This is a genomic window from Bradyrhizobium sp. CCBAU 25360, assembly GCF_028128695.1.
GTDB classification, from domain to species: domain Bacteria; phylum Pseudomonadota; class Alphaproteobacteria; order Rhizobiales; family Xanthobacteraceae; genus Bradyrhizobium; species Bradyrhizobium ottawaense.
Genome location: NZ_LBJA01000042.1, coordinates 166905 through 185073 on the forward strand (window position 1 = coordinate 166905; position 18169 = coordinate 185073).

General features: G+C 65.5%; 20 protein-coding genes. 12 read left to right on the forward strand and 8 right to left on the reverse strand.

Features of this window, described 5'->3' with window-relative positions; translation table 11 throughout:
• Nucleotides 1-65: 65 nt before the first annotated feature.
• The gene (locus XH81_RS24945; protein ID WP_028142965.1) at nt 66-767 is read right to left on the reverse strand and encodes a GntR family transcriptional regulator; all 702 of its coding nucleotides are present in this window, start codon (nt 765-767) and stop codon (nt 66-68) included.
• A 112-nt stretch (nt 768-879) separates the two neighbouring features.
• On the opposite strand from XH81_RS24945, the gene XH81_RS24950 reads away from it, so the two are divergent.
• The 7 genes from XH81_RS24950 (at nt 880) to XH81_RS24980 (ending at nt 9508) form a co-directional block, all read left to right on the forward strand.
• Entirely contained in the window at nt 880-1872 is a 993-nt protein-coding gene (locus XH81_RS24950; protein ID WP_028142966.1) for a zinc-dependent alcohol dehydrogenase family protein, read from the forward strand.
• Between the two features lie 16 nt (nt 1873-1888).
• Nucleotides 1889-2791 (forward strand): VOC family protein, encoded by a 903-nt coding sequence (locus XH81_RS24955; RefSeq protein ID WP_028142967.1) that lies wholly within the window; start codon nt 1889-1891, stop codon nt 2789-2791.
• 67 nt (nt 2792-2858) lie between these two features.
• A complete protein-coding gene (locus tag XH81_RS24960) occupies nt 2859-3833 on the forward strand; it encodes a tripartite tricarboxylate transporter substrate binding protein (protein WP_028142968.1) in 975 nt (324 codons plus the stop codon).
• 132 nt (nt 3834-3965) lie between these two features.
• Nucleotides 3966-4331 carry a hypothetical protein gene (locus tag XH81_RS24965; protein ID WP_028142969.1) on the forward strand — a complete coding sequence of 122 codons (366 nt, stop codon included), beginning with the start codon at nt 3966-3968 and terminating at the stop codon, nt 4329-4331.
• Nucleotides 4332-4432: 101 nt separating this feature from the next.
• Nucleotides 4433-4825 (forward strand): FixH family protein, encoded by a 393-nt coding sequence (locus XH81_RS24970; RefSeq protein WP_028142970.1) that lies wholly within the window; start codon nt 4433-4435, stop codon nt 4823-4825.
• Nucleotides 4826-4904: 79 nt separating this feature from the next.
• On the forward strand, nt 4905-6323 hold the full coding sequence (locus tag XH81_RS24975; protein WP_028142971.1) for an efflux RND transporter periplasmic adaptor subunit: 1419 nt from the start codon (nt 4905-4907) through the stop codon (nt 6321-6323).
• Nucleotides 6320-9508: an efflux RND transporter permease subunit gene (locus XH81_RS24980; protein ID WP_028142972.1), complete on the forward strand. Its 3189-nt coding sequence runs from the start codon at nt 6320-6322 to the stop codon at nt 9506-9508. The genes XH81_RS24975 and XH81_RS24980 overlap by 4 nt, the downstream gene beginning before the upstream one ends.
• Nucleotides 9509-9531: 23 nt before the next feature.
• Here the strand turns inward: XH81_RS24980 and XH81_RS24985 are convergent, their stop codons facing one another.
• Both XH81_RS24985 and XH81_RS24990 read right to left on the reverse strand, forming a co-directional pair.
• Nucleotides 9532-10608, reverse strand: a complete 1077-nt coding sequence (locus tag XH81_RS24985) for a Cj0069 family protein (protein ID WP_028142973.1) — start codon at nt 10606-10608, stop codon at nt 9532-9534.
• 262 nt (nt 10609-10870) lie between these two features.
• Nucleotides 10871-11044 (reverse strand): hypothetical protein, encoded by a 174-nt coding sequence (locus tag XH81_RS24990; protein WP_157158374.1) that lies wholly within the window; start codon nt 11042-11044, stop codon nt 10871-10873.
• Here XH81_RS24990 and XH81_RS24995 point away from each other — a divergent pair.
• Together XH81_RS24995 and XH81_RS25000 are read left to right on the forward strand one after the other, a co-directional pair.
• On the forward strand, nt 11028-11261 hold the full coding sequence (locus tag XH81_RS24995; protein ID WP_028142974.1) for a hypothetical protein: 234 nt from the start codon (nt 11028-11030) through the stop codon (nt 11259-11261). The two genes, XH81_RS24990 and XH81_RS24995, sit on opposite strands and share 17 nt — an antisense overlap.
• A gap of 37 nt (nt 11262-11298) precedes the next feature.
• Entirely contained in the window at nt 11299-12186 is an 888-nt protein-coding gene (locus XH81_RS25000) for a DUF1259 domain-containing protein (RefSeq protein ID WP_028142975.1), read from the forward strand.
• Between the two features lie 31 nt (nt 12187-12217).
• Here XH81_RS25000 and XH81_RS25005 read toward each other — a convergent pair whose 3' ends face one another.
• The 5 genes from XH81_RS25005 to XH81_RS25025 all read right to left on the reverse strand — a co-directional run bounded on the left by XH81_RS25005 (nt 12218) and on the right by XH81_RS25025 (nt 15106).
• Nucleotides 12218-12625, reverse strand: a complete 408-nt coding sequence (locus XH81_RS25005; protein ID WP_028142976.1) for a GFA family protein — start codon at nt 12623-12625, stop codon at nt 12218-12220.
• Nucleotides 12626-12747: 122 nt separating this feature from the next.
• A complete protein-coding gene (gene arsC / locus XH81_RS25010) occupies nt 12748-13149 on the reverse strand; it encodes an arsenate reductase (glutaredoxin) (RefSeq protein ID WP_028142977.1) in 402 nt (133 codons plus the stop codon).
• A 16-nt stretch (nt 13150-13165) separates the two neighbouring features.
• Nucleotides 13166-14221: an ACR3 family arsenite efflux transporter gene (gene arsB / locus XH81_RS25015; RefSeq protein ID WP_028142978.1), complete on the reverse strand. Its 1056-nt coding sequence runs from the start codon at nt 14219-14221 to the stop codon at nt 13166-13168.
• A 2-nt stretch (nt 14222-14223) separates the two neighbouring features.
• On the reverse strand, nt 14224-14751 hold the full coding sequence (locus tag XH81_RS25020) for an arsenate reductase ArsC (RefSeq protein ID WP_028142979.1): 528 nt from the start codon (nt 14749-14751) through the stop codon (nt 14224-14226).
• Nucleotides 14744-15106 carry an ArsR/SmtB family transcription factor gene (locus tag XH81_RS25025; RefSeq protein WP_028142980.1) on the reverse strand — a complete coding sequence of 121 codons (363 nt, stop codon included), beginning with the start codon at nt 15104-15106 and terminating at the stop codon, nt 14744-14746. Before XH81_RS25025 ends, XH81_RS25020 begins: the two co-directional genes overlap by 8 nt.
• 139 nt (nt 15107-15245) lie before the next feature.
• Here XH81_RS25025 and XH81_RS25030 point away from each other — a divergent pair, with 139 nt between their 5' ends.
• The 3 genes from XH81_RS25030 to XH81_RS25040 are packed head-to-tail and all read left to right on the forward strand — an operon-like array spanning nt 15246 to nt 18159.
• Entirely contained in the window at nt 15246-15563 is a 318-nt protein-coding gene (locus XH81_RS25030; protein ID WP_028142981.1) for an ArsR/SmtB family transcription factor, read from the forward strand.
• A gap of 50 nt (nt 15564-15613) precedes the next feature.
• Nucleotides 15614-16975, forward strand: coding sequence for an NAD(P)-binding domain-containing protein (locus tag XH81_RS25035; protein WP_028142982.1), 1362 nt, complete (start codon nt 15614-15616; stop codon nt 16973-16975).
• Nucleotides 16972-18159, forward strand: a complete 1188-nt coding sequence (locus XH81_RS25040) for an MFS transporter (protein WP_049801713.1) — start codon at nt 16972-16974, stop codon at nt 18157-18159. The genes XH81_RS25035 and XH81_RS25040 overlap by 4 nt, the downstream gene beginning before the upstream one ends.
• Nucleotides 18160-18169 lie beyond the last annotated feature (10 nt).

The following is an 18169-nucleotide window of genomic DNA, read 5'->3' on the forward strand; positions in this document are numbered from 1 at the left end:
GATCTGATGTATTGTTTTCGAAAATTAGGCCGGGCGCAAGCCCGCCGCGTGAAAATGCAGGTCGCCTATTCGGCGTCGAGCAGATGGCCGGCGTATTTGGCGACGTTGTCGGAGGTCGAGCGGATATGGGTCTCGATCAACTGCACGGCGAGATCCGCGTTGCGCGAGATGGCGGCCTGCATGATCGCCTGGTGCTCGCCGGCCTTGTCGCGCGGGCGCGGCCTGAAATTGGCGGAGAGATGCCGGTAGCGTTCGGCACGGTCGAACAGCTCGGCGCGAATGGCGAGCAGCGTCGCCGAGCCGCAGGCGGAGACCAGGGCCTGGTGGAACTGGCGATGCGCGATCTTCCACTCGGGATCGCGCAGGGGATGCTCGGGATCGCGCTGCTCGATCCGCTTCAATCGGTGCAGTGTGGAGATCACGGCGATTTCCCAATCGTCATCGCCCCGCTCGATCGAGCGGCGGATCAATTCCACCTCGATCAGCACCCTTGCATCGGTGACCTCCACCAGATCCTGGCGGCTGACCGGCGCCACGCGAAAGCCGCGCTGCTCCTGGGCATCGACCAGGCCTTCGGCGGCGAGCGCGGTCAGCGCCTCGCGCAGCGTGGTAAAACTGGCGCCGAAGCGTTCGCGCAGCACGTCGAAGCGCAGCGGCTCGCCGGGCGGAAGGGCGCAGGCAATGATCTCCTCGCGCAGCCGATGCGTGATGTCGGCGGCGATGGTCTTGCCGAATTCCTTGCGGGGGCGGACGGCGCTCTCGGGCATGGGACCTGTCGCTGAATCGATGCCTCAACATGCCGCGCTAACGACCATCTTGCAATAATTTTCGTAAACGGTATGATTTTCGAAAATATGGTCCCAGGGAGCGCGTGAAGTCATGAGGGCGGTGCTGGTGCGTCAGCCGGGTGGGCCGGATGCACTCGAATTGGTCGAGCTTCCGGTGCCTCTGCCCGGAGCCGGCCATGTTCAAATCCGGGCCGAGGCGTTCGGGGTCGGTCAACCCGACGTGCTGATCCGGCGCGGCGTCTACAAATGGATGCCGCCGCTGCCGGCCAATCCCGGCAACGACGTCGCGGGGCGCATTTCCGCGCTCGGGTCCGGCGTCGAGGGCTTTGCCATCGGCCAGAAGGTGCTGCTGAGCGCGCGCGATCTGTCCCAGCGCGGCGGCTGCTATGCCGACGTCGTGGTCGCGCCCGCGGATGCCGTTCACGCGCTGCCGGACAATGTCGATCTGCAAGCGGCCGTGTGCTTGTCGAACTACCAGGTCGCTTACGCACTGCTGCACGAGTGCCGCCATCCGCGCGCGCCCGCAAGCGCGCTGGTGATTGGAGCTGCCGGCGGCGTCGGCACGGCGCTGGTGCAGCTGGCCAAGCTTGCCGGGATGACCGTCATCGGCACGGTCTCGACTGAAGAGAAGGCCGCGTTCGCCAGGGCGAACGGCGCCGATCACGTCATCTTCTACCGGAGCGAGGATGTCGTGGCGCGCACCCGCGAGCTGACGGATGGCGAGGGCGTCGGCCTCGTGCTCGATCACGTCTGCGGGCCCGAGTTCACCTCTTATCTCGGCGCGCTCGGCAAATGGGGCACGCTGCTGTCCTACAACGCCTTCGCCGGTTTGCCGGAAAAAAATCTGATGGCGGCGATGCGCGATCATCTCGACATCTGTCCGGCGATCCGCTGCTTCTCCTTCCACATCTACGACCACGATCGTGACGGACGCCGTGGCGTGATGCGCAGCGTGATCGAGGCCTTGAGCCGCAATGCGATCAAGCCGGCGATCTCGGCGGTACTGAGGCTCGACGAAGTCAGCAAGGCGCATACGTTGCTGGAGCAGGGCTCCGCGCTCGGCAAGATCATCATGATTCCATGAGGGGATGGACCGCACGATGACACAAGCACCCATTGCACGCTTCACCCGGCTGCGACACGCGACCTTCACCTCGCCCGATCCGGAGCGGCTGCTCGACTATTATCGCGGCGTGATCGGACTTGGCCTCGTTGCCCGCGACGGAGACCGCATTTTCCTCGCCAGCGATTCCGAGCAGCTCTCGCTCGTGATCGAGCCCGGCGATGCCGCACTGAGCAGCATCGCCTTTGAGATCTCCCCGGAGGTCCAGATCGAGGCGCTGGGCGCCGCGCTGAAGCAGGCGGACTTACGGCCCGAGCTTCGGAGCGATCCCCTGCCGGGCGTGTCCCGGCTGCTGTCGTTCACGGATCCAGAGGGCACGCGCTTCGAGCTGATCCAGAGCTGGACGCCCACGCCCGCGCAGGAGCGGATCGGTGGCCTCGCTGTCGCCAAGCTCGGCCATGTCGCCCTTCGCACGCCCGATCCCAAGGCCGCTTCGGAGTTTTACGCGAAGGTGATGGGCCTGCGGGTATCCGACTGGATTGAGGACCGCTTCGTCTTCATGCGCAGCGGCTTCGAGCATCACACGTTGAATTTTGCGCTCGCGCCTGGCCGCGGTCTGCATCATTTTGCGTTCGAACTGCGGGGCCCCGACCACATGCATCGGGCCTGCGACCATCTCGCGCGTCACAAGCTCCCGGTGCTTTGGGGACCGGTGCGTCACGGCCCCGGGCACAACACGGCGATCTATCACCGCAATCCCGATGGGCATCTGGTCGAGTTGTTTCATGACCTCGACCGGATGGTGGACGAGGAGCTCGGCTATTTCGAGCCGCGTCCCTGGCATCGCGATCGCCCGCAGCGGCCGAAGATATGGGTCGGGCTGCCGCGTGACGTCTGGGGTATGCCGCCGTCGCCTGAATGCACGGAGTTCGCGCGTTAGCGCGATCATGACTTGAAGACGCCGCACGCGCTGTGGCCAACGACATAACAATTGAGGGAGAGCATCCATGCGAGGGATGAAGCGGCTTGCTGCGGCCATTTTTCTGTTCGGTGGTTGTCTGGTGACCCCGGCATGGGCGGACAATTATCCGTTGCGTCCGATCCGCCTGCTGCATGGCTTTGCCGCCGGCGGCGCCGCCGACACGCTGTCGCGAATCATCGCCGACGGGCTGTCGAAGAAGCTCGGGCAGCCGATCATCGTCGAGGCCAAGCCGGGCGCCGGCGGCAACATCGCGGCGGATGCGGTCGCCAAGGCGGCGCCCGACGGTTATACGCTCGGCCTCGTCACCGGTGCGCACGCGATTTCCGCGGCGACCTACAAGAGTCTCGCCTATCAGCCGGCCGAAAGCTTCGAGATGATTTCGACGCTGGTCTACTACGCGCTCGTCATCGCCGTGCGCAGCGACTATCCCGCAAAATCGCTGGGTGAGCTCATCGCCATGGCCAAGGCCAAGCCGGGTTCACTCAGCTTCGGATCGGTCGGCTTCGGCAGCACGCATCATCTTGCGGGAGAATTGCTCAACGCCACAGCCGGCATCGAGATCGTGCACGTGCCGTATCGCGGCGATTCGCAGTCCACCACCGCGCTGCTCGGTGGCGACGTTCCCGTCATCGTCGGCACGCCCGTGCTGCTGGCCCCGCAGATCCAGAGCGGCGCGATCCGTGGCCTGGCGGTGACCTCGCCGACGCGCACTGCGTTGCTGCCCGATGTCCCGACCGTGCAGGAAGCCGGCATCAAGGGCTACGACGTGCGCACCTGGGCTGGCCTGCTGGCGCCCAAGGGAACGCCGTCCGCCATCATCGCCGCGCTCAATGCCGCGACGCTGGACGCACTCGGGGATCCCGAGCTCAGGCAGCGTCTGGAGACCGCCGTCGGCGGCGAGGTCCGCGGCAGCTCGCCGGAGGAGATGAAGAAGCTGATCGAGACCGAGATCGCCAAATGGACCGGCGTGGTCGAGCGCGCGAAGATCCCGAAGATCTGACCCGGGCCGGCGGCAGGGTCGGTACCGGCCGGCCCCTGGTCACGAATGCTTGATCCGGATCAACAAGCGCCACCGGCACTGGGATATGCTACGAGAGTTACGCTGCGACCTTGATAAGGTAACTCGATAAAGATGCGCCTCGTCCGTACCATCCTGGCATTCGCAATCGCCATATCCCTGGCGATGCTGCCCGTTGGCGCGTCCGCATCCGGGCTTGCCATGTCGTCGGACGATATGCCGGCGACCATGCAGATGGGCAGCGACGCCGGGATGGCGATGGACGATTGCTGCCCCGACATGAAGGGGACGCCCTCCCAGACTATCGGCTACAAATGCGGGATGGGTTTCTGCTGCGTCGGCGGCACCATCGCGCTCGATGCCATCAGGCCCGTCGTCTTCGGGCATTTCGCCGTAGCGGTGAGCACGATCGCCATCCCCGAGGATCAGGTCGTCTCCGTCCGCGGCAGCAGTCCTCCCTTCCGACCTCCTCGAATCTGATCTCGCAACAGCCGAACGCGCGCAGCACGTTTGCGCGCGACGACAACTGACGTGCGCGCTTCATGCGCCACGGCGAAAAATCAGATCATGAGGACAGGACAATGCTTTCCAAATTCAGCACCGCGGCGCTCGCCGCCACCCTTTCGCTTGCCGCCTCCGCCGCGATGGCGGGCCCCAGTGACTACGCCTTCGAGCCCGTCACTGCGCAAATGAAGAAGGGCGACGACGTCACGCTCTCGATTCGCCTGACCAACAAGCAAACCGGCAAGCCGGTGGCGGACGCCGTCATCTTCAAGACCCGCGTCGACATGGCCCCGGACGGGATGGCCGAGATGGAATCGGCGGTCGCGCCGCTTCCGTCGCAGGAGCCGGGCGTCTACGCCTTCCGGACGGACCTGCCGATGGCCGGCCGCTATCAGGTGACGCTGTCGGCGAAAGTGCAGGGCGAGTCCGAGACCGTCACCGGCAAGGTGATCGTCACGGCGACCAAGTGAGCGTGCGGACGCTGCTTGCGGCGTCCGAATTTTCTCCTTCCCCTCACATGGACGCGTGCCAAGCGCGCGAAGACACACCATGAAGACGCTGCGTCTCCTGACACTTCTCGCGCTGGCCGGTGGCCTGGCCGTGGGCGCATACTGGTCCTCGCACGGACGCTGGTCCGCTCATGCCGAGGCGACCCCGGCTGCAGCTCAAGCGGACCGAACTCCGCTCTACTATCGTGACCCCAGCGGCGCGCCACTCTGGTCCGCTAGTCCGAAGCAGGACGACCGTGGCCGGGATTATCTGCCGGTCTATGAAGACGGTCAGGCGCCTGCGACGGCACCAAAGCCACCGCAGGCGACTTCCTCGCGAAAAATCCTGTACTACCGCAACCCCATGGGCCTGCCCGACACCTCGCCGGTGCCGAAGAAGGACCCGATGGGGATGAACTACGTCCCCGTCTACGAAGGCGACGAGGCCGACGACGGCACGGTCAAGCTCTCGCCGGGCAAGATCCAGCGCACCGGCGTGAAGTCCGAGCCGGTCGAACGACGGACGATCCGCGTCACGGTCAAGGCACCCGGCACGATCCAGCTCGACGAGCGCCGCGTCTCTGTCATCGCGATGCGCGCCGAAAGCTTCGTGCAGAAGGTCGCCGACGTCACCACCGGCACGCGTGTGAAGGCGGGCCAGCCGCTGATGGAGATCTACAGTTCGGCGGTTGCGTCCGCCGCGGCGGAATATCTTGCGACGATCACCTCCAAGACGGTGGGCGGCGTCGAGATGTATGGCCGCGGCTCGCGGCAACGGCTGGTCAATCTCGACGTGCCCGAGCAGGTCATCGCCGAGATGGAGAAGACGCGCCGCGCGCCCGTCACCATCCATTGGTCGGCGCCGCGCGACGGCATCGTGCTCGAGCGCAACGCGATCGAAGGCATGCGCGCCAATCCCGGCGACGTGCTGTTCCGGATTGCGGATACCTCGGTCGTCTGGGCCCTCGTCGATATCGCCGAACGCGATCTCGGTCATATCGCGGTGGGGCAGTCCGTGGCGGTGCGCGCGCGGAGCTTTGCCGGCCGCATCTTCAGCGGCAAGATCGCAATCGTCTATCCGCAGGTGAACCGCGACACGAGGACGGTTCGCGTCCGGATCGAGCTTGCCAATCCCGATGCGGCGCTGCTGCCGGACATGTATGTCGATGCCGAGATCGACACGGCCGACGCCGCGCCCGTGCTGGCGATCCAGGATAGCGCGGTGCTCGACACCGGCACGCGGCAGGCCGTCCTCGTGGACAAGGGGAAAGGGCGCTTCGAGCCGCGCGAGGTGAAGCTCGGCCGGCGTGGCGGCGGCTACATCGAGGTGCGGGACGGGCTTGCCGACGGCGAGGCGGTGGTCACATCCGCCACCTTCCTGATCGATGCGGAAAGCAATCTGAAGGCCGCGCTCAAGGGTTTTGCGGAAGGAGCGCCTCAGGCGTCCGATGCGGGCCATGCGGCGGGAGAGCGCAAATGATCGCCCGCATCATCGCCTGGTCGGCGCGCAATCTGCTGCTGGTGCTGTTCGGCACCGGTTTTGCGGCCGCCGCCGGTCTCTATGCGCTGATCCACCTGCCGCTGGATGCGATCCCTGATCTCTCCGACACCCAGGTCATCGTCTACACCGAATATCCCGGCCAGGCGCCGCAGGTGATCGAGGACCAGGTCACCTATCCCTTGACGACGGCGATGCTGACCGTGCCGAAATCGAAAGTCGTGCGCGGCTTCTCCTTCTTCGGCGCCTCGTTCGTCTACGTGATCTTCGAGGACGGCACCGACATCTATTGGGCGCGCTCGCGCGTCCTGGAATTTTTGAACGGCGCGGCTTCGCGGCTTCCTGCCGGCGTCACCCCGACCATCGGTCCCGACGCCACCGGCGTCGGCTGGGTCTACCAGTATGCGGTCCTGTCGAAGGAATTGAACCTGGCGGACACCCGCACGATCCAGGACTGGAATCTGAAGTTCGCGCTGGCCAAGGCCGAAGGCGTCGCCGAGGTCGCCAGCATCGGCGGCTTCGTCAAGCAGTACAACGTGGTGCTCGACCCGCAGCGGATGCGCGATCGCGGCATCAGCATGCAAAAAATTCGTGAGGCGATCCGCGCCAGCAACGCCGATGTCGGCGGGCGCACCGTCGAGCTCGCCGAGTTCGAATACGTCATCCGCGGCAAGGGCTATATCAAGAGCATCAACGATCTCGGCAACATCGTGCTGAAGACCTCCGGCGGAACGCCGGTGCTGCTCCGCGACGTCGCCAATGTCGAGCTCGGACCGGACGAGCGCAGGGGCATCACCGAGCTGAACGGCGAGGGCGAAGTCGCCAGCGGCATCGTGCTGCAGCGCTTCGGCGTCAACGCGCTCGACGTCATCGAGAACGTCAAGAAGCGCTTCAAGGAGATCGCGAGCAGCCTGCCGGCATCGGTCGAGATCGTCCCGGTCTACGATCGCTCGAACCTGATCTACGCGGCCATCGACACGCTCAAGCACACGCTGTTCGAGGAGAGCATCGTCGTCGCGCTGGTCTGCATCGTGTTCCTGCTGCACGTCCGCAGCGCGCTGGTCGCGATCCTGATGCTGCCGGTCGGCGTGCTGATGGCATTCGGCGCCATGAAGCTGCTCGGCCTCGGCTCCAACATCATGAGCTTAGGTGGCATCGCGATTGCGATCGGCGCCATGGTCGATGCCGCGATCGTCATGATCGAGAATGCCCACAAGCACCTCGAACGCGCCGAGCCCGGCCAATCGCGCGTGCAGATCCTGATCGATGCCGCCTCCGAAGTGGGGCCTGCGCTGTTCTTCAGCCTGCTGATCATCACCGTGTCGTTCATGCCGATCTTCACGCTGGAATCGCAGGAGGGGCGGCTGTTCAGCCCGCTGGCGTTCACCAAGACCTTCTCGATGGCCGCCGCTGCCCTCTTGTCCGTCACGCTGGTGCCGGCGCTGATGGTGATCTTCGTCCGCGGCCGGATCGTCCCGGAGAGCCGGAATGTCATCAATCGTTTCCTGATCTGGATCTACCGGCCCGTGATCAAGGGCGTGCTTCGCGCCAGGACGCTGGTGATCCTGGCCTGCCTCGCAATCCTCGCCGTCACGACATGGCCGGCGCGGCAGCTCGGCACCGAGTTCATGCCGGCGCTGAACGAGGGCACGTTGCTCTACATGCCGACGACGCTGCCCGGCATCTCCGTGACCAAGGCGGCCGAGTTGATGCAGACGCAGGATCGCATCATCAAGTCGTTCCCCGAGGTCGCCTCCGTCTACGGCAAGGCGGGACGGGCGGCGACCGCGACCGATCCGGCACCGACCGAAATGTTCGAGACGGTGGTCAATCTGAAGCCGAAAGAGCAGTGGCGTCCCGGTGTCACCCTCGACAGCCTGATCGCGGAGATGGACAAGGCGCTGCAGTTCCCCGGCGTCTCGAACGCCTGGACCATGCCGATCAAGGCCCGCATCGACATGTTGTCGACGGGCATCCGCACGCCTGTCGGCGTCAAGGTCATGGGCACCGACCTCGTCGAGATCGACCGGCTGGCGCGGCAGGTCGAGCGGGTGATCAAGACTGTCCCGGGCACGTCGTCGGCCTACGCCGAGCGCGGTATCGGCGGCTACTATCTCGAGATCGTCCCGGACCGCGAGGCGCTCGCGCGCTACGGCATCCTGATCCAGGACGTTCAGGACACCATCGCGGCCGCGCTCGGCGGCCAGACGGTCACGACGACCGTGGAAGGCCGCCAGCGCTTCACGGTGAACATGCGCTATCCGCGTGACCTGCGCGACAATCCCAAGGCGATCGCGAGCGATATCCTGGTGCCGATGCCGGCGGGCGGCGCCGTGCCGCTCGGCGAGGTCGCCAAGGTCGAGCCGGCGCGGGGGCCGACCTCGATCCGGACCGAGAACGGCCAGCTGGCGACCTACATCTATGTCGACATCCGCGATCGCGACATCGGCAGCTACGTCGCGGACGCGCAACGCGCGGTGACGGAGAGCATCCAGTTTCCCGCCGGCACCTATGTCGTCTGGAGCGGCCAGTACGAATATCTCCAGCGCGCGGCGGCGCGCCTCAAGATCGTCGTGCCCGTCACGCTCACGATCATCTTCCTGCTGCTCTACCTGAACTTCAGGGCGCTGACCGAGACGCTGATCGTGATGCTGTCGCTGCCTTTCGCGCTGGTCGGCGGCATCTGGATGATGTGGTGGTTTGGCTTCAACCTGTCCGTCGCGGTCGCCGTCGGCTTCATCGCGCTCGCCGGCGTTGCTGCCGAGACCGGGGTCGTGATGCTGATCTACCTCGATCACGCGCTGGCCGAGATGAAGGCGAGGCGCGACGCCGAGGGCGGGGTCTTCACCCGGCGCGATCTCCATGACGCCATCATGGTGGGCGCGGTCGAGCGCGTCCGGCCCAAGATGATGACGGTGGTCGCCATCATGGCGGGCCTGCTGCCGATCATGTGGAGCACCGGCGCGGGATCCGAAATCATGCAGCGCATCGCGCTGCCGATGATCGGCGGGATGATCTCGTCGACATTGCTGACGCTGATCGTGATCCCGGCGATCTTCGGGCTGGTGAAGGGGCGGGGGCTGCCTGATGGCGAGCAACCGGCGCTCGCCGACCAGCCTGCCGTTGAAACGGAGAACGGCATGCGCGCTCCGCAAGCCGCCGAATAGGATCGCGAGACGTCGTCCGGCTCTCAGCCGGACCGTGCCTCCTGGCTCCGCAGCAGGCGGTGCGTCACCGTTCGTGCGATCGCCGCCGGCGCTTCCTCGGGGATCGCAAAGCAGGAGCTCGCGTTGATCTCGCACAGCACGTAGGTGTCGGCGCCCGCCGCATCCGGCGGCCCGTACAGGAAATCCGCATCCCAGATCACCGGCAGTGACAATTCATCGATACCGAGCGTTTCCATCATCTGCGGCGTCCATTCGTCCTCCATCGACCTTCGCAGCGCCTGGAACGGCGGAGCATCAGGCCCGTGCATGATGCGCGGCCCCGGTTGCGCCTCGGGCGCGTCGGGGCCTTCCGGCGGCGGCGGGATCAGGGCCTTGATCACTTGGTGCCCAAAGCCCGCGACCCTCGCGCCGCTCATGTAGCAGCGGATCATCCCGTCGGGCAGGCGAGGTTGAAACGCCTGGTCGATGATGCAGCCGCCCCATCCGAAATACGGCTCGCAGCGCGCCACCAGCTCGTCGAACCTGATGTCCTCGGGCCGGCTCCCGCGCTGGGCATGGAGTACACGAACCGTCTCGTTCGTGTGCGGAAGCGCTTCGACCTTCCAGACGCCCTGGCCGCCATTGCCGCGATTTTGCTTGAGCACGCGAGGGCCGTGCGCGCGAAGGCGCGAGGGAAATTCGGCGCGGAACGCCGCGGCGCTGTCATAGCGATGCGTGTCGGCGCCCCAGCCGAGGTGACGCGTGCGGTAGAGCACCTCCTTGACGCCCATCTTCAGGATCACGTCGGGATGGGCGCTCACCCACGGTCCCTGCGCCGCGACGTCGCGCAGCAGGGGATCGAGCTCGGCGCGCGTCTTGCCCTGGTGGATCGGATCGACCCAGACCAGCACGCCGTCAGCCGCGAGCAATTGGTCGCGGACTGCGTCGGCAAAGCTTTCGTCGTAGATCACGGGGTGCGCGTCGATGCCGAGGGCGGCGAGGGCCTCGAAGACGCGGACGAAGCGGCTGTTTTGCGCCGTCGTGTCGCGGCACGCGGCGGCATCGCCGCGTGAGAGGATGGCCAGTGTTTGGCGGGGGGAAGGGTGTCGTTCGGTGTCCATGCGCAAGCTCCACGAATGGCGTGCTGCGCAGAGCTTGGACCGGGGTCTCACGGGGAGTCTGCTTCGTCCCCACGTGACCAACCCTAATGAGATCGTCCGGTCGTTTCAAGATGCCGGTTGGTGCGGTTCCGTTCCGAGTGAACTCTTCGTGACGCGCCTCGGCCATGCGCGTGTTGACAGCTGGGCCACCCGGGTTTCTATTCGACGTGACGGGGATTTGCGATCTCCCCGCGAGGCGACATGCCCAAGCATCGCGTCCTGATCACCAAGGGCGCAGCATGTCATCGTTTCCCAATCTCATCAGACAAATCGTAATTTTCCATTCGTGCGCGGCGGCGGCGCCGAAGCGCGTTGGCGTCGTCTCGTCGCGCCGCGCCGAAAACGACTTCACCTGGGGCAGGAGACGCCAGGAGAATGTCATGCGGACAAAGGTCATCTTTCACACAATCCTCTTTCTGGCGATCGCCAGCGGGCTGTCGAGCGCACGCGCTCTGACACGAGAGGAGGTCGTCGCCAAAATCCAGGCGGCCGGCTACACGCAGGTCAGCGACATCAAATCGACCGCCGAGGGCACGACCGCAAAAGCCGTGAAGAACGGCAAGGACGTGCGGCTCGTCGTCGACAGTGCCGGCCAGATCAAGGAGCAGAAGTGAGACGCTGACGGCTGAATCCAGCTTGAGGAGCAGAGCAATGCGAAAGACCATCTCGGCGCTGATCGGCGTCAGTGCCTGCCTCATCGCGGGCGCTCATGCGCAGGATCTCGATTGGAATAAGGTTGACGAGACGCTGGGCCGCAAGCCCGCCGTTGCGGACGATGTCCACCGCTACGGCTTTCCCCGCACCGATCTCACCGTGACCCTGGACGGGGTGACGATCAAGCCGGCGCTGGCGCTCGGCGGCTGGCTCGCGTTCAAGCCCGCGCATGGCGGTGCCATGGTTATGGGCGATCTCGTGCTCCTCGAGACCGAGATCAATCCCGTGATGGCGAAGATGATCGCGAGCGGTCTGGAGATCACCGCCGTGCACAATCATCTGCTGCGCGCGAGCCCGGCGACGTTTTACATGCACGTCGCCGGACACGGCGATCCCGTCAAGCTGGCCTCGGCGATCCACGATGCGCTGGCCGAAAGCAAGACTCCCTTGACGGTCGCGGCGCCGGCGGGCCCGCCGCCTGCCATCGACCTCGACACCGCCAAGCTCGATCAGGTCATCGGCGTCAAGGGGCAGGCCAACGGCGGCGTCTACCAGTTCAACGTCAAGCGGCGCGACCCGATCACGGAGGACGGCATGCTGCTGACCCCCGTCGGTGCGATGGGCGTTGCGATCGCCATCAACTTCCAGCCGACCGGAGGAGGCAAGGCCGCCATCATCGGCGATTTCGTCCTGACCAGCGACGAGGTGAACCCGGTCATCGTGGCGCTGCGCACGCACGGCATCGAGGTGACGGCGCTGCACAGCCACATGCTGGACGAGCAGCCGCGGCTGTTCTTCATGCATTTCTGGGCCAACGACGACGCGGTCAAGCTGGCGAATGGCCTGCGTGCCGCGCTGGACAAGACGGCCAGCACGAGGAGCTGATGCGGAGCTGTGCCGGCATCGCCTCTCGCCGCTACGGCTGGGGAGGATAGCGCTCGAACGCCGGCAGTTCGTGCGCATGCTCCATCCAGCGAAGCCGCTCGGCGACCTGGATGTGCATCGTCGCCGGCACGACCTCGGGATCATCGTAAGTCGCACTCTGGATGTCGATGACCCCCGGCAGCATGTCGGCATTGATATAGAACAGGCCGGTGCCGCAATGGCCGCAAAAGTGCCGCCGGCCGTGTTCCGAGGAATTGTAGATCTTGGGCTCGCCCTTGGTCACCTTGAGTGCGCTCTCCGGATACATCGTCCAGCCGACGACCGGAGCGCCGGCGTGAAGCCGGCAGTCGCGGCAGTGGCACAGCGCATGCACGATCGCGTCGCCCTCGACCTCGTAACGGATTGCGCCGCAGTGACAGCCGCCGGTGATGGTGCTCATGCGTTCCTCCCGATGGATCGATCTTGCCGATCGATAGCTCTCGAGAGGTGCGGCTTCAACGCTGCAAGCGATTTGAAGTTGCGTCCTACTGTCGCCTGACAGCTGCTGCCATCGGAGCCGGCTCAGCGCGCTCCGACCACTTCGCCGTCTTCCTTCACGAACCGGCCGACCGGATGATCCAGCAGATCGATGACCGCTTCCGAGGGCCGGCACAATCGCGTGCCCTTCGCCGTCACCACGATCGGGCGGTTGATCAGGATGGGATGCGCGAGCATCTGATCGATCAGCTCGTCATCGGTCCATTTGGGATCATCGAGGCCGAGATTGCGAAACGGCGTGCCCTTCTCGCGCAGCAGCGCGCGGACGGAAATGCCCATAGCCTTGACGAGCTCGAGCAGCTTCTCGCGGGACGGCGGCGTCTTCAGATATTCGATGACGACGGGCTCGGCGCCGCTCTGCCGGATCATCGCCAGCGTGTTGCGCGAGGTGCCGCAGTCGGGGTTGTGGTAGATCGTGACGCTCATGGTCGGTCTCCATGCCTCACCGGTGGGCTTCCAAGGCCGTCGGGACTTTGCCAGCGCCGGCCTCGTACCAGCCCCTTGTCGCCTTGACGATGCGGACGACGGACAGCATCACCGGGACCTCGACGAGAACGCCGACCACGGTCGCCAGCGCAGCGCCGGAGTCGAGGCCGAACAAGCTGATCGCGGCGGCGACCGCCAGCTCGAAGAAGTTGCTCGCGCCGATGAGAGCGGCCGGAGCCGCAACGCACCAGGCCACGCCGAACCGCCGGCTCAGCCAATAGGCGAGGCCCGCATTGAAATAAACCTGCACCAGAATCGGCACGGCAAGGATGGCAATGACGAGTGGCTGCCGGACGATCTGCTCGCCCTGGAAGCCGAACAGCAGCACCAATGTGGCGAGGAGCGCAACTAGCGACACAGGCTGCAGCATCCGCATGGCGCGGTTGAAGCCGTCGTCGCCTCCGCGCAGCAGCACCTTGCGCCACAGCTGAGCAACGATTACGGGAACCACGATATAGAGCAGAACGGAGAGCAGCAGCGTGCCCCAGGGGACACTGATCGAGGCCACGCCAAGCAGCAGTCCCACCAGCGGCGCGAACAGGAACACCATGATCACGTCGTTCAGGGCGACCTGGCTCAGCGTGTAGTGAGGCTCCCCCTCGCACAAATTGGACCACACGAACACCATCGCGGTGCAAGGCGCCGCCGCCAGCAGGATCAAGCCGGCGATGTAGGACGAGATCTGGCCGGACGGCAGCCACGGTGCGAAGAGGTGGCCGATGAAGAAAGAGCCCAGCAGCGCCATCGAGAACGGTTTTACGGCCCAATTGATGAAAAGGGTGACGCCGACGCCGCGCCAATGCTTCCGCACCTCGCCCAACGCGCCGAAGTCGATCTTCAGCAGCATGGGCACGATCATCAGCCAGATCAGCACCGCCACCGGCAGGTTGACCTTGGCGACCTCGGCGGCTGCGATCGCGCCGAAGAAACCGGGCATGACGTGTCCCAGTGCGACGCCGACGACGATGCACAGTGCAACCCACAGAGTGAGGTATCGTTCGAAGATGCTCATTGTCACGCCACGTCGCTTCTGCCTGACGTCGCGCCGTCGGAGCGGCCGATCTCGCGCAGCCTGGTGCCGAGCGACAGCTTGTCGATGCTCCTCAGCGGCAAGTTCACGAAGGTGTCGATCCGGTTCTTGAGATATCGGAACGCAGTGACGAACGCCGCCTGCTTCTCCAGCTCGGAACCTTCGGCCGCGGCAGGGTCCTCAATGCCCCAATGCGCCGTCATCGGCTGGCCCGGCCAGATCGGGCAGGCTTCTCCGGCCGCGTTGTCACAAACGGTGAAGACGAAATCCATCACGGGCGCATCGGCGCTCGCGAATTCCAGCCAGCTTTTCGAGCGTAGCCCGTCGACAGGGTAGTCCGTGCTCTCAAGCGTGCGCAGCGCAAGCGGATGCACCGCGCCCTTTGGCGCGCTGCCGGCGGAGAAGGCCCGAAAGCGGCCGGCGCCGTCTTTCCAAAGGATCGACTCGGCCAGGATGGATCGCGCCGAATTGCCGGTGCACAGAAACAGCACATTGTAGATTTGGTCAGGCACGGCTTCGCTCCTTCCGTTTTGGCGAGCAGCAGGCTTGCAGTGTCTCGACGACGGGATCGCAGACCTCCGGCCGTCCGCCGCAGCAATCGCGCAGCAGGAAGAGCGTGACGTCGCGGAATTCGCCGAGATTGGCGCGGTAGACGATCGAGCGGCTGTGCCGCTCGGAGGAGACGAGGCGTGCCCGGGTCAGGATCGCCAAATGCGCCGACAGCGTGTTCTGGGGAACTTCCAGCAGGCGGGCGAGCTCGCCCGCTGCAAGGCCTTCGGGCTCGTGCCTGACCAGCGTCCGGAATGCCTCCAGGCGGGTCGGTTGGGCCAGTGCGGCGAGGGCGAGGACGGCTTCTTCGTTTTCCATATATCCAGATTTATGGAAATGTTGTGGGGCCGTCAAGTGGGGCCGTCAATCTGAATCTGATTCATGCCGGTCAGAACATAATTCGAATATTCTAGAAATATGGTTTGACAGCCGGCGTGAACGAGCGCAGCCTGGCACCATGAAGATCGCCGACGCAGCAGCACGTCTGGAGGCCCTGGGCAATCAAACCCGGCTTCAAATCTACCGGGCCCTGGTTCGGGCCGGGCATTCGGGCATGCCCGTTGGCCGCCTGCAGGACAAGCTGAAGATTCCGGCCTCGACGCTGTCGCATCACATCAAGACCCTGGTTGCGGTCGGGCTGGTCAGCCAGGTCAGGGAATCGACGACCCTGATCTGCCACGCAAACTTTGACGCGATGCGGGGCTTGGTGGATTTCCTGGCCTCGGAGTGCTGCGCCGACGAAGTCGGATGCAAGAATACACAAACGGCGGCCTGATTTTTCGGAGCCAATTATTCGATGATTCTAGAAAGATGGGAGAAGTGGGAATGAACGCCAAGACGGTTGCCATCATCGGAGCCGGGCCTGTTGGCCTCGCTGCAGCTGCGCATGTGCTCGAGCGCGGTATGTCCCCGATCGTGCTCGAGGCCGGGCCCGAAGCCGCCCACGCGGTCCGTCAGTGGCAGCATGTCCAGCTGTTCTCGCCGTGGGAATACAATGTCGACAAGGCGGCGGCGCGGCTGCTCGCGCCGACGGGGTGGAATTCACCGGACCCTCACGCCTATCCGACCGGCGGCGAGCTGATCGACCGATATCTCACCCCGCTCGCAACGCGCACGCCGCTGCGTGAGGCGATCCGGACGTCGAGCCGGGTCACGGCGATCAGCCGCGCCGGCTTCGACAAGGCGAAGACGAAGGGCAGGGAGCAGGCGCCGTTCGAAATTCGCTATCAGAATGGCAAAGGTCCCGAGGTGCTTCGCGCCGATGCCGTCATCGACGTGTCAGGCACGTGGTTCTCTCCCAACCCCGCCGGCAGCAACGGTTTGCCCGCGATCGGCGAACGCGAACGCGCCGGCCGCATCGCCTATGGCATGCCGGATGTGCAGGGCACTGAGCGCGCCAGATATGCCGGCAAGACCGTTGCCGTGCTCGGTGCCGGCCATTCCGCTTTGGGCACTCTGATCGATCTCGTGCGGCTCGCGGGCGAGGTATCAGGCACGCAAGCGATCTGGCTGTTGCGTGGCACCGATCCCGCAAAGGCGTTCGGGGGCGGCAGCAATGACAAGCTTGCCGCGCGCGGCGAGCTGGGCTCCACCTTCGCCGCGCTCGTCGCTGCCGGAAAGATCAGGGTCGAAACAGGCTTCGGCGTCACGCATCTGTCGGACTCCGAAGGCCGTCTCAGGATTTCGGCAGGCAGCTGCTGCGGTGCGCAGAGTGTGGTGGCGGACGAACTGATTGTCTCTACCGGCTTCCGTCCCGATCTTTCGTTCCTGTCCGAGCTGCGGCTGCGGCTCGATCCGGCGATCGAGGCTCCGGCCGCGCTCGCGCCTCTGATCGATCCCAACGAGCATAGCTGCGGCACGGTTCGGCCGCACGGGGCGCGCGAGCTCGCGCATGACGAGCCGGGCTTCTATCTCGCCGGCATGAAGTCCTACGGCCGTGCGCCGACCTTCCTGATGATGACCGGATACGAGCAGGTCCGCTCGATCGTCGCCGACATCGCCGGCGACAAGGCGGCTGCGGCACGGGTCGAGCTCGTGCTGCCGGAGACCGGCGTCTGCACGCGCGGCGGTGTCGAGACGGCGGGAGCGGGATGCTGCGGCGGGCCGGCGAAGGAGGAGCCGTCAGCCTGCTGTGCTGACGATGAAACCGCCAAGAAGGCAGGTCGCGCGGGGTGCGGCTGCTCATGACGCAGGTCCCGGCGGACCGGGTGGCCGGTCCGCTCGCCATTGTCGTCGCACTCGGAACCGCGCAGACCATTGCGTGGGCGTCGAGCTACTATCTCCCTGCCATCCTGGCCGCGCCGATTGCGCGCGATCTCGGTCTTGCGCCGACCTATGTGTTCGGCGCGCTGTCGGGAGCGCTCGTCGTCTCCGGCCTGCTCGGGCCGCGCGTGGGGCATGCCATCGATACGTTCGGAGGGCGCGGTCTGCTTGCCGTTTCGAACCTCGTCTTCGTGGCAGGCTTGCTCCTCCTGTCTGTGGCTCATGGCATTGCGGTGCTGGTTGCGGCCTGGGTGTTGCTCGGGATCGGCATGGGCATGGGCCTTTACGAAGCGGCCTTCGCGACGCTTGCGCGCATCTACGGCAGCAACGCGCGGCGAACCATCACCGGCATCACCCTGATCGCGGGTTTCGCCAGCACGCTTGGCTGGCCCCTCACGACGTGGCTGGCCTCCGAGTATGACTGGCGCGTCGCCTGCCAGGTGTGGGCGGCGATCCATCTCTGCCTGGCGTTGCCGCTCAATCTGTCGCTGCCGCGCGCCGTTCCATTGGACCAGCAGCCGCGATCGGATCCTGGCGCGAGCCAAAGATCCGGACGGCAGAGCGAGACGTTCGCGATGGTGCTGCTGGCTTACATGTTCGCGGCGGCAAGCTTCGTCAGCTCGGGTGTCTCGGCCATTCTGCCGACCATGCTGGTCGCGTTCGGCGCGACGCCGGCGCAGGCCTTGCTCGCAGGAGCCCTGGTCGGGCCCGCGCAGGTCGGTGCCCGCCTGCTGGAAGCAGGATGGCTCGGCCGGTTTCATCCGCTGTTGTCGGCGCGGCTCGCCATGCTCATGAATCCGATCGGGGTTGTTGCATTGGTCGCGGGCGGCCCCTTCCTCGCATCGACTTTCACGGTGCTCTATGGCGCGGGCAACGGCATCATCACCATTGCCCGCGGTACGCTTCCCCTGGCGTTGTTCGGGCCGGCGGGCTTTGGCAGACGGGTCGGCATGATCTCGTTGCCGTCGCGGGCCACCGGCGCGCTCGCGCCACTCGCACTCGGGCTGATGGTGGAGCATTTTGGCAGCAGCGCGCTATGGATCAGCGCGCTGGCTTCTATCTCCGCGTTTTTTGCGCTTCTGTTGCTGCGTGCAGACCAGACGAGATAGGGACTGAGGG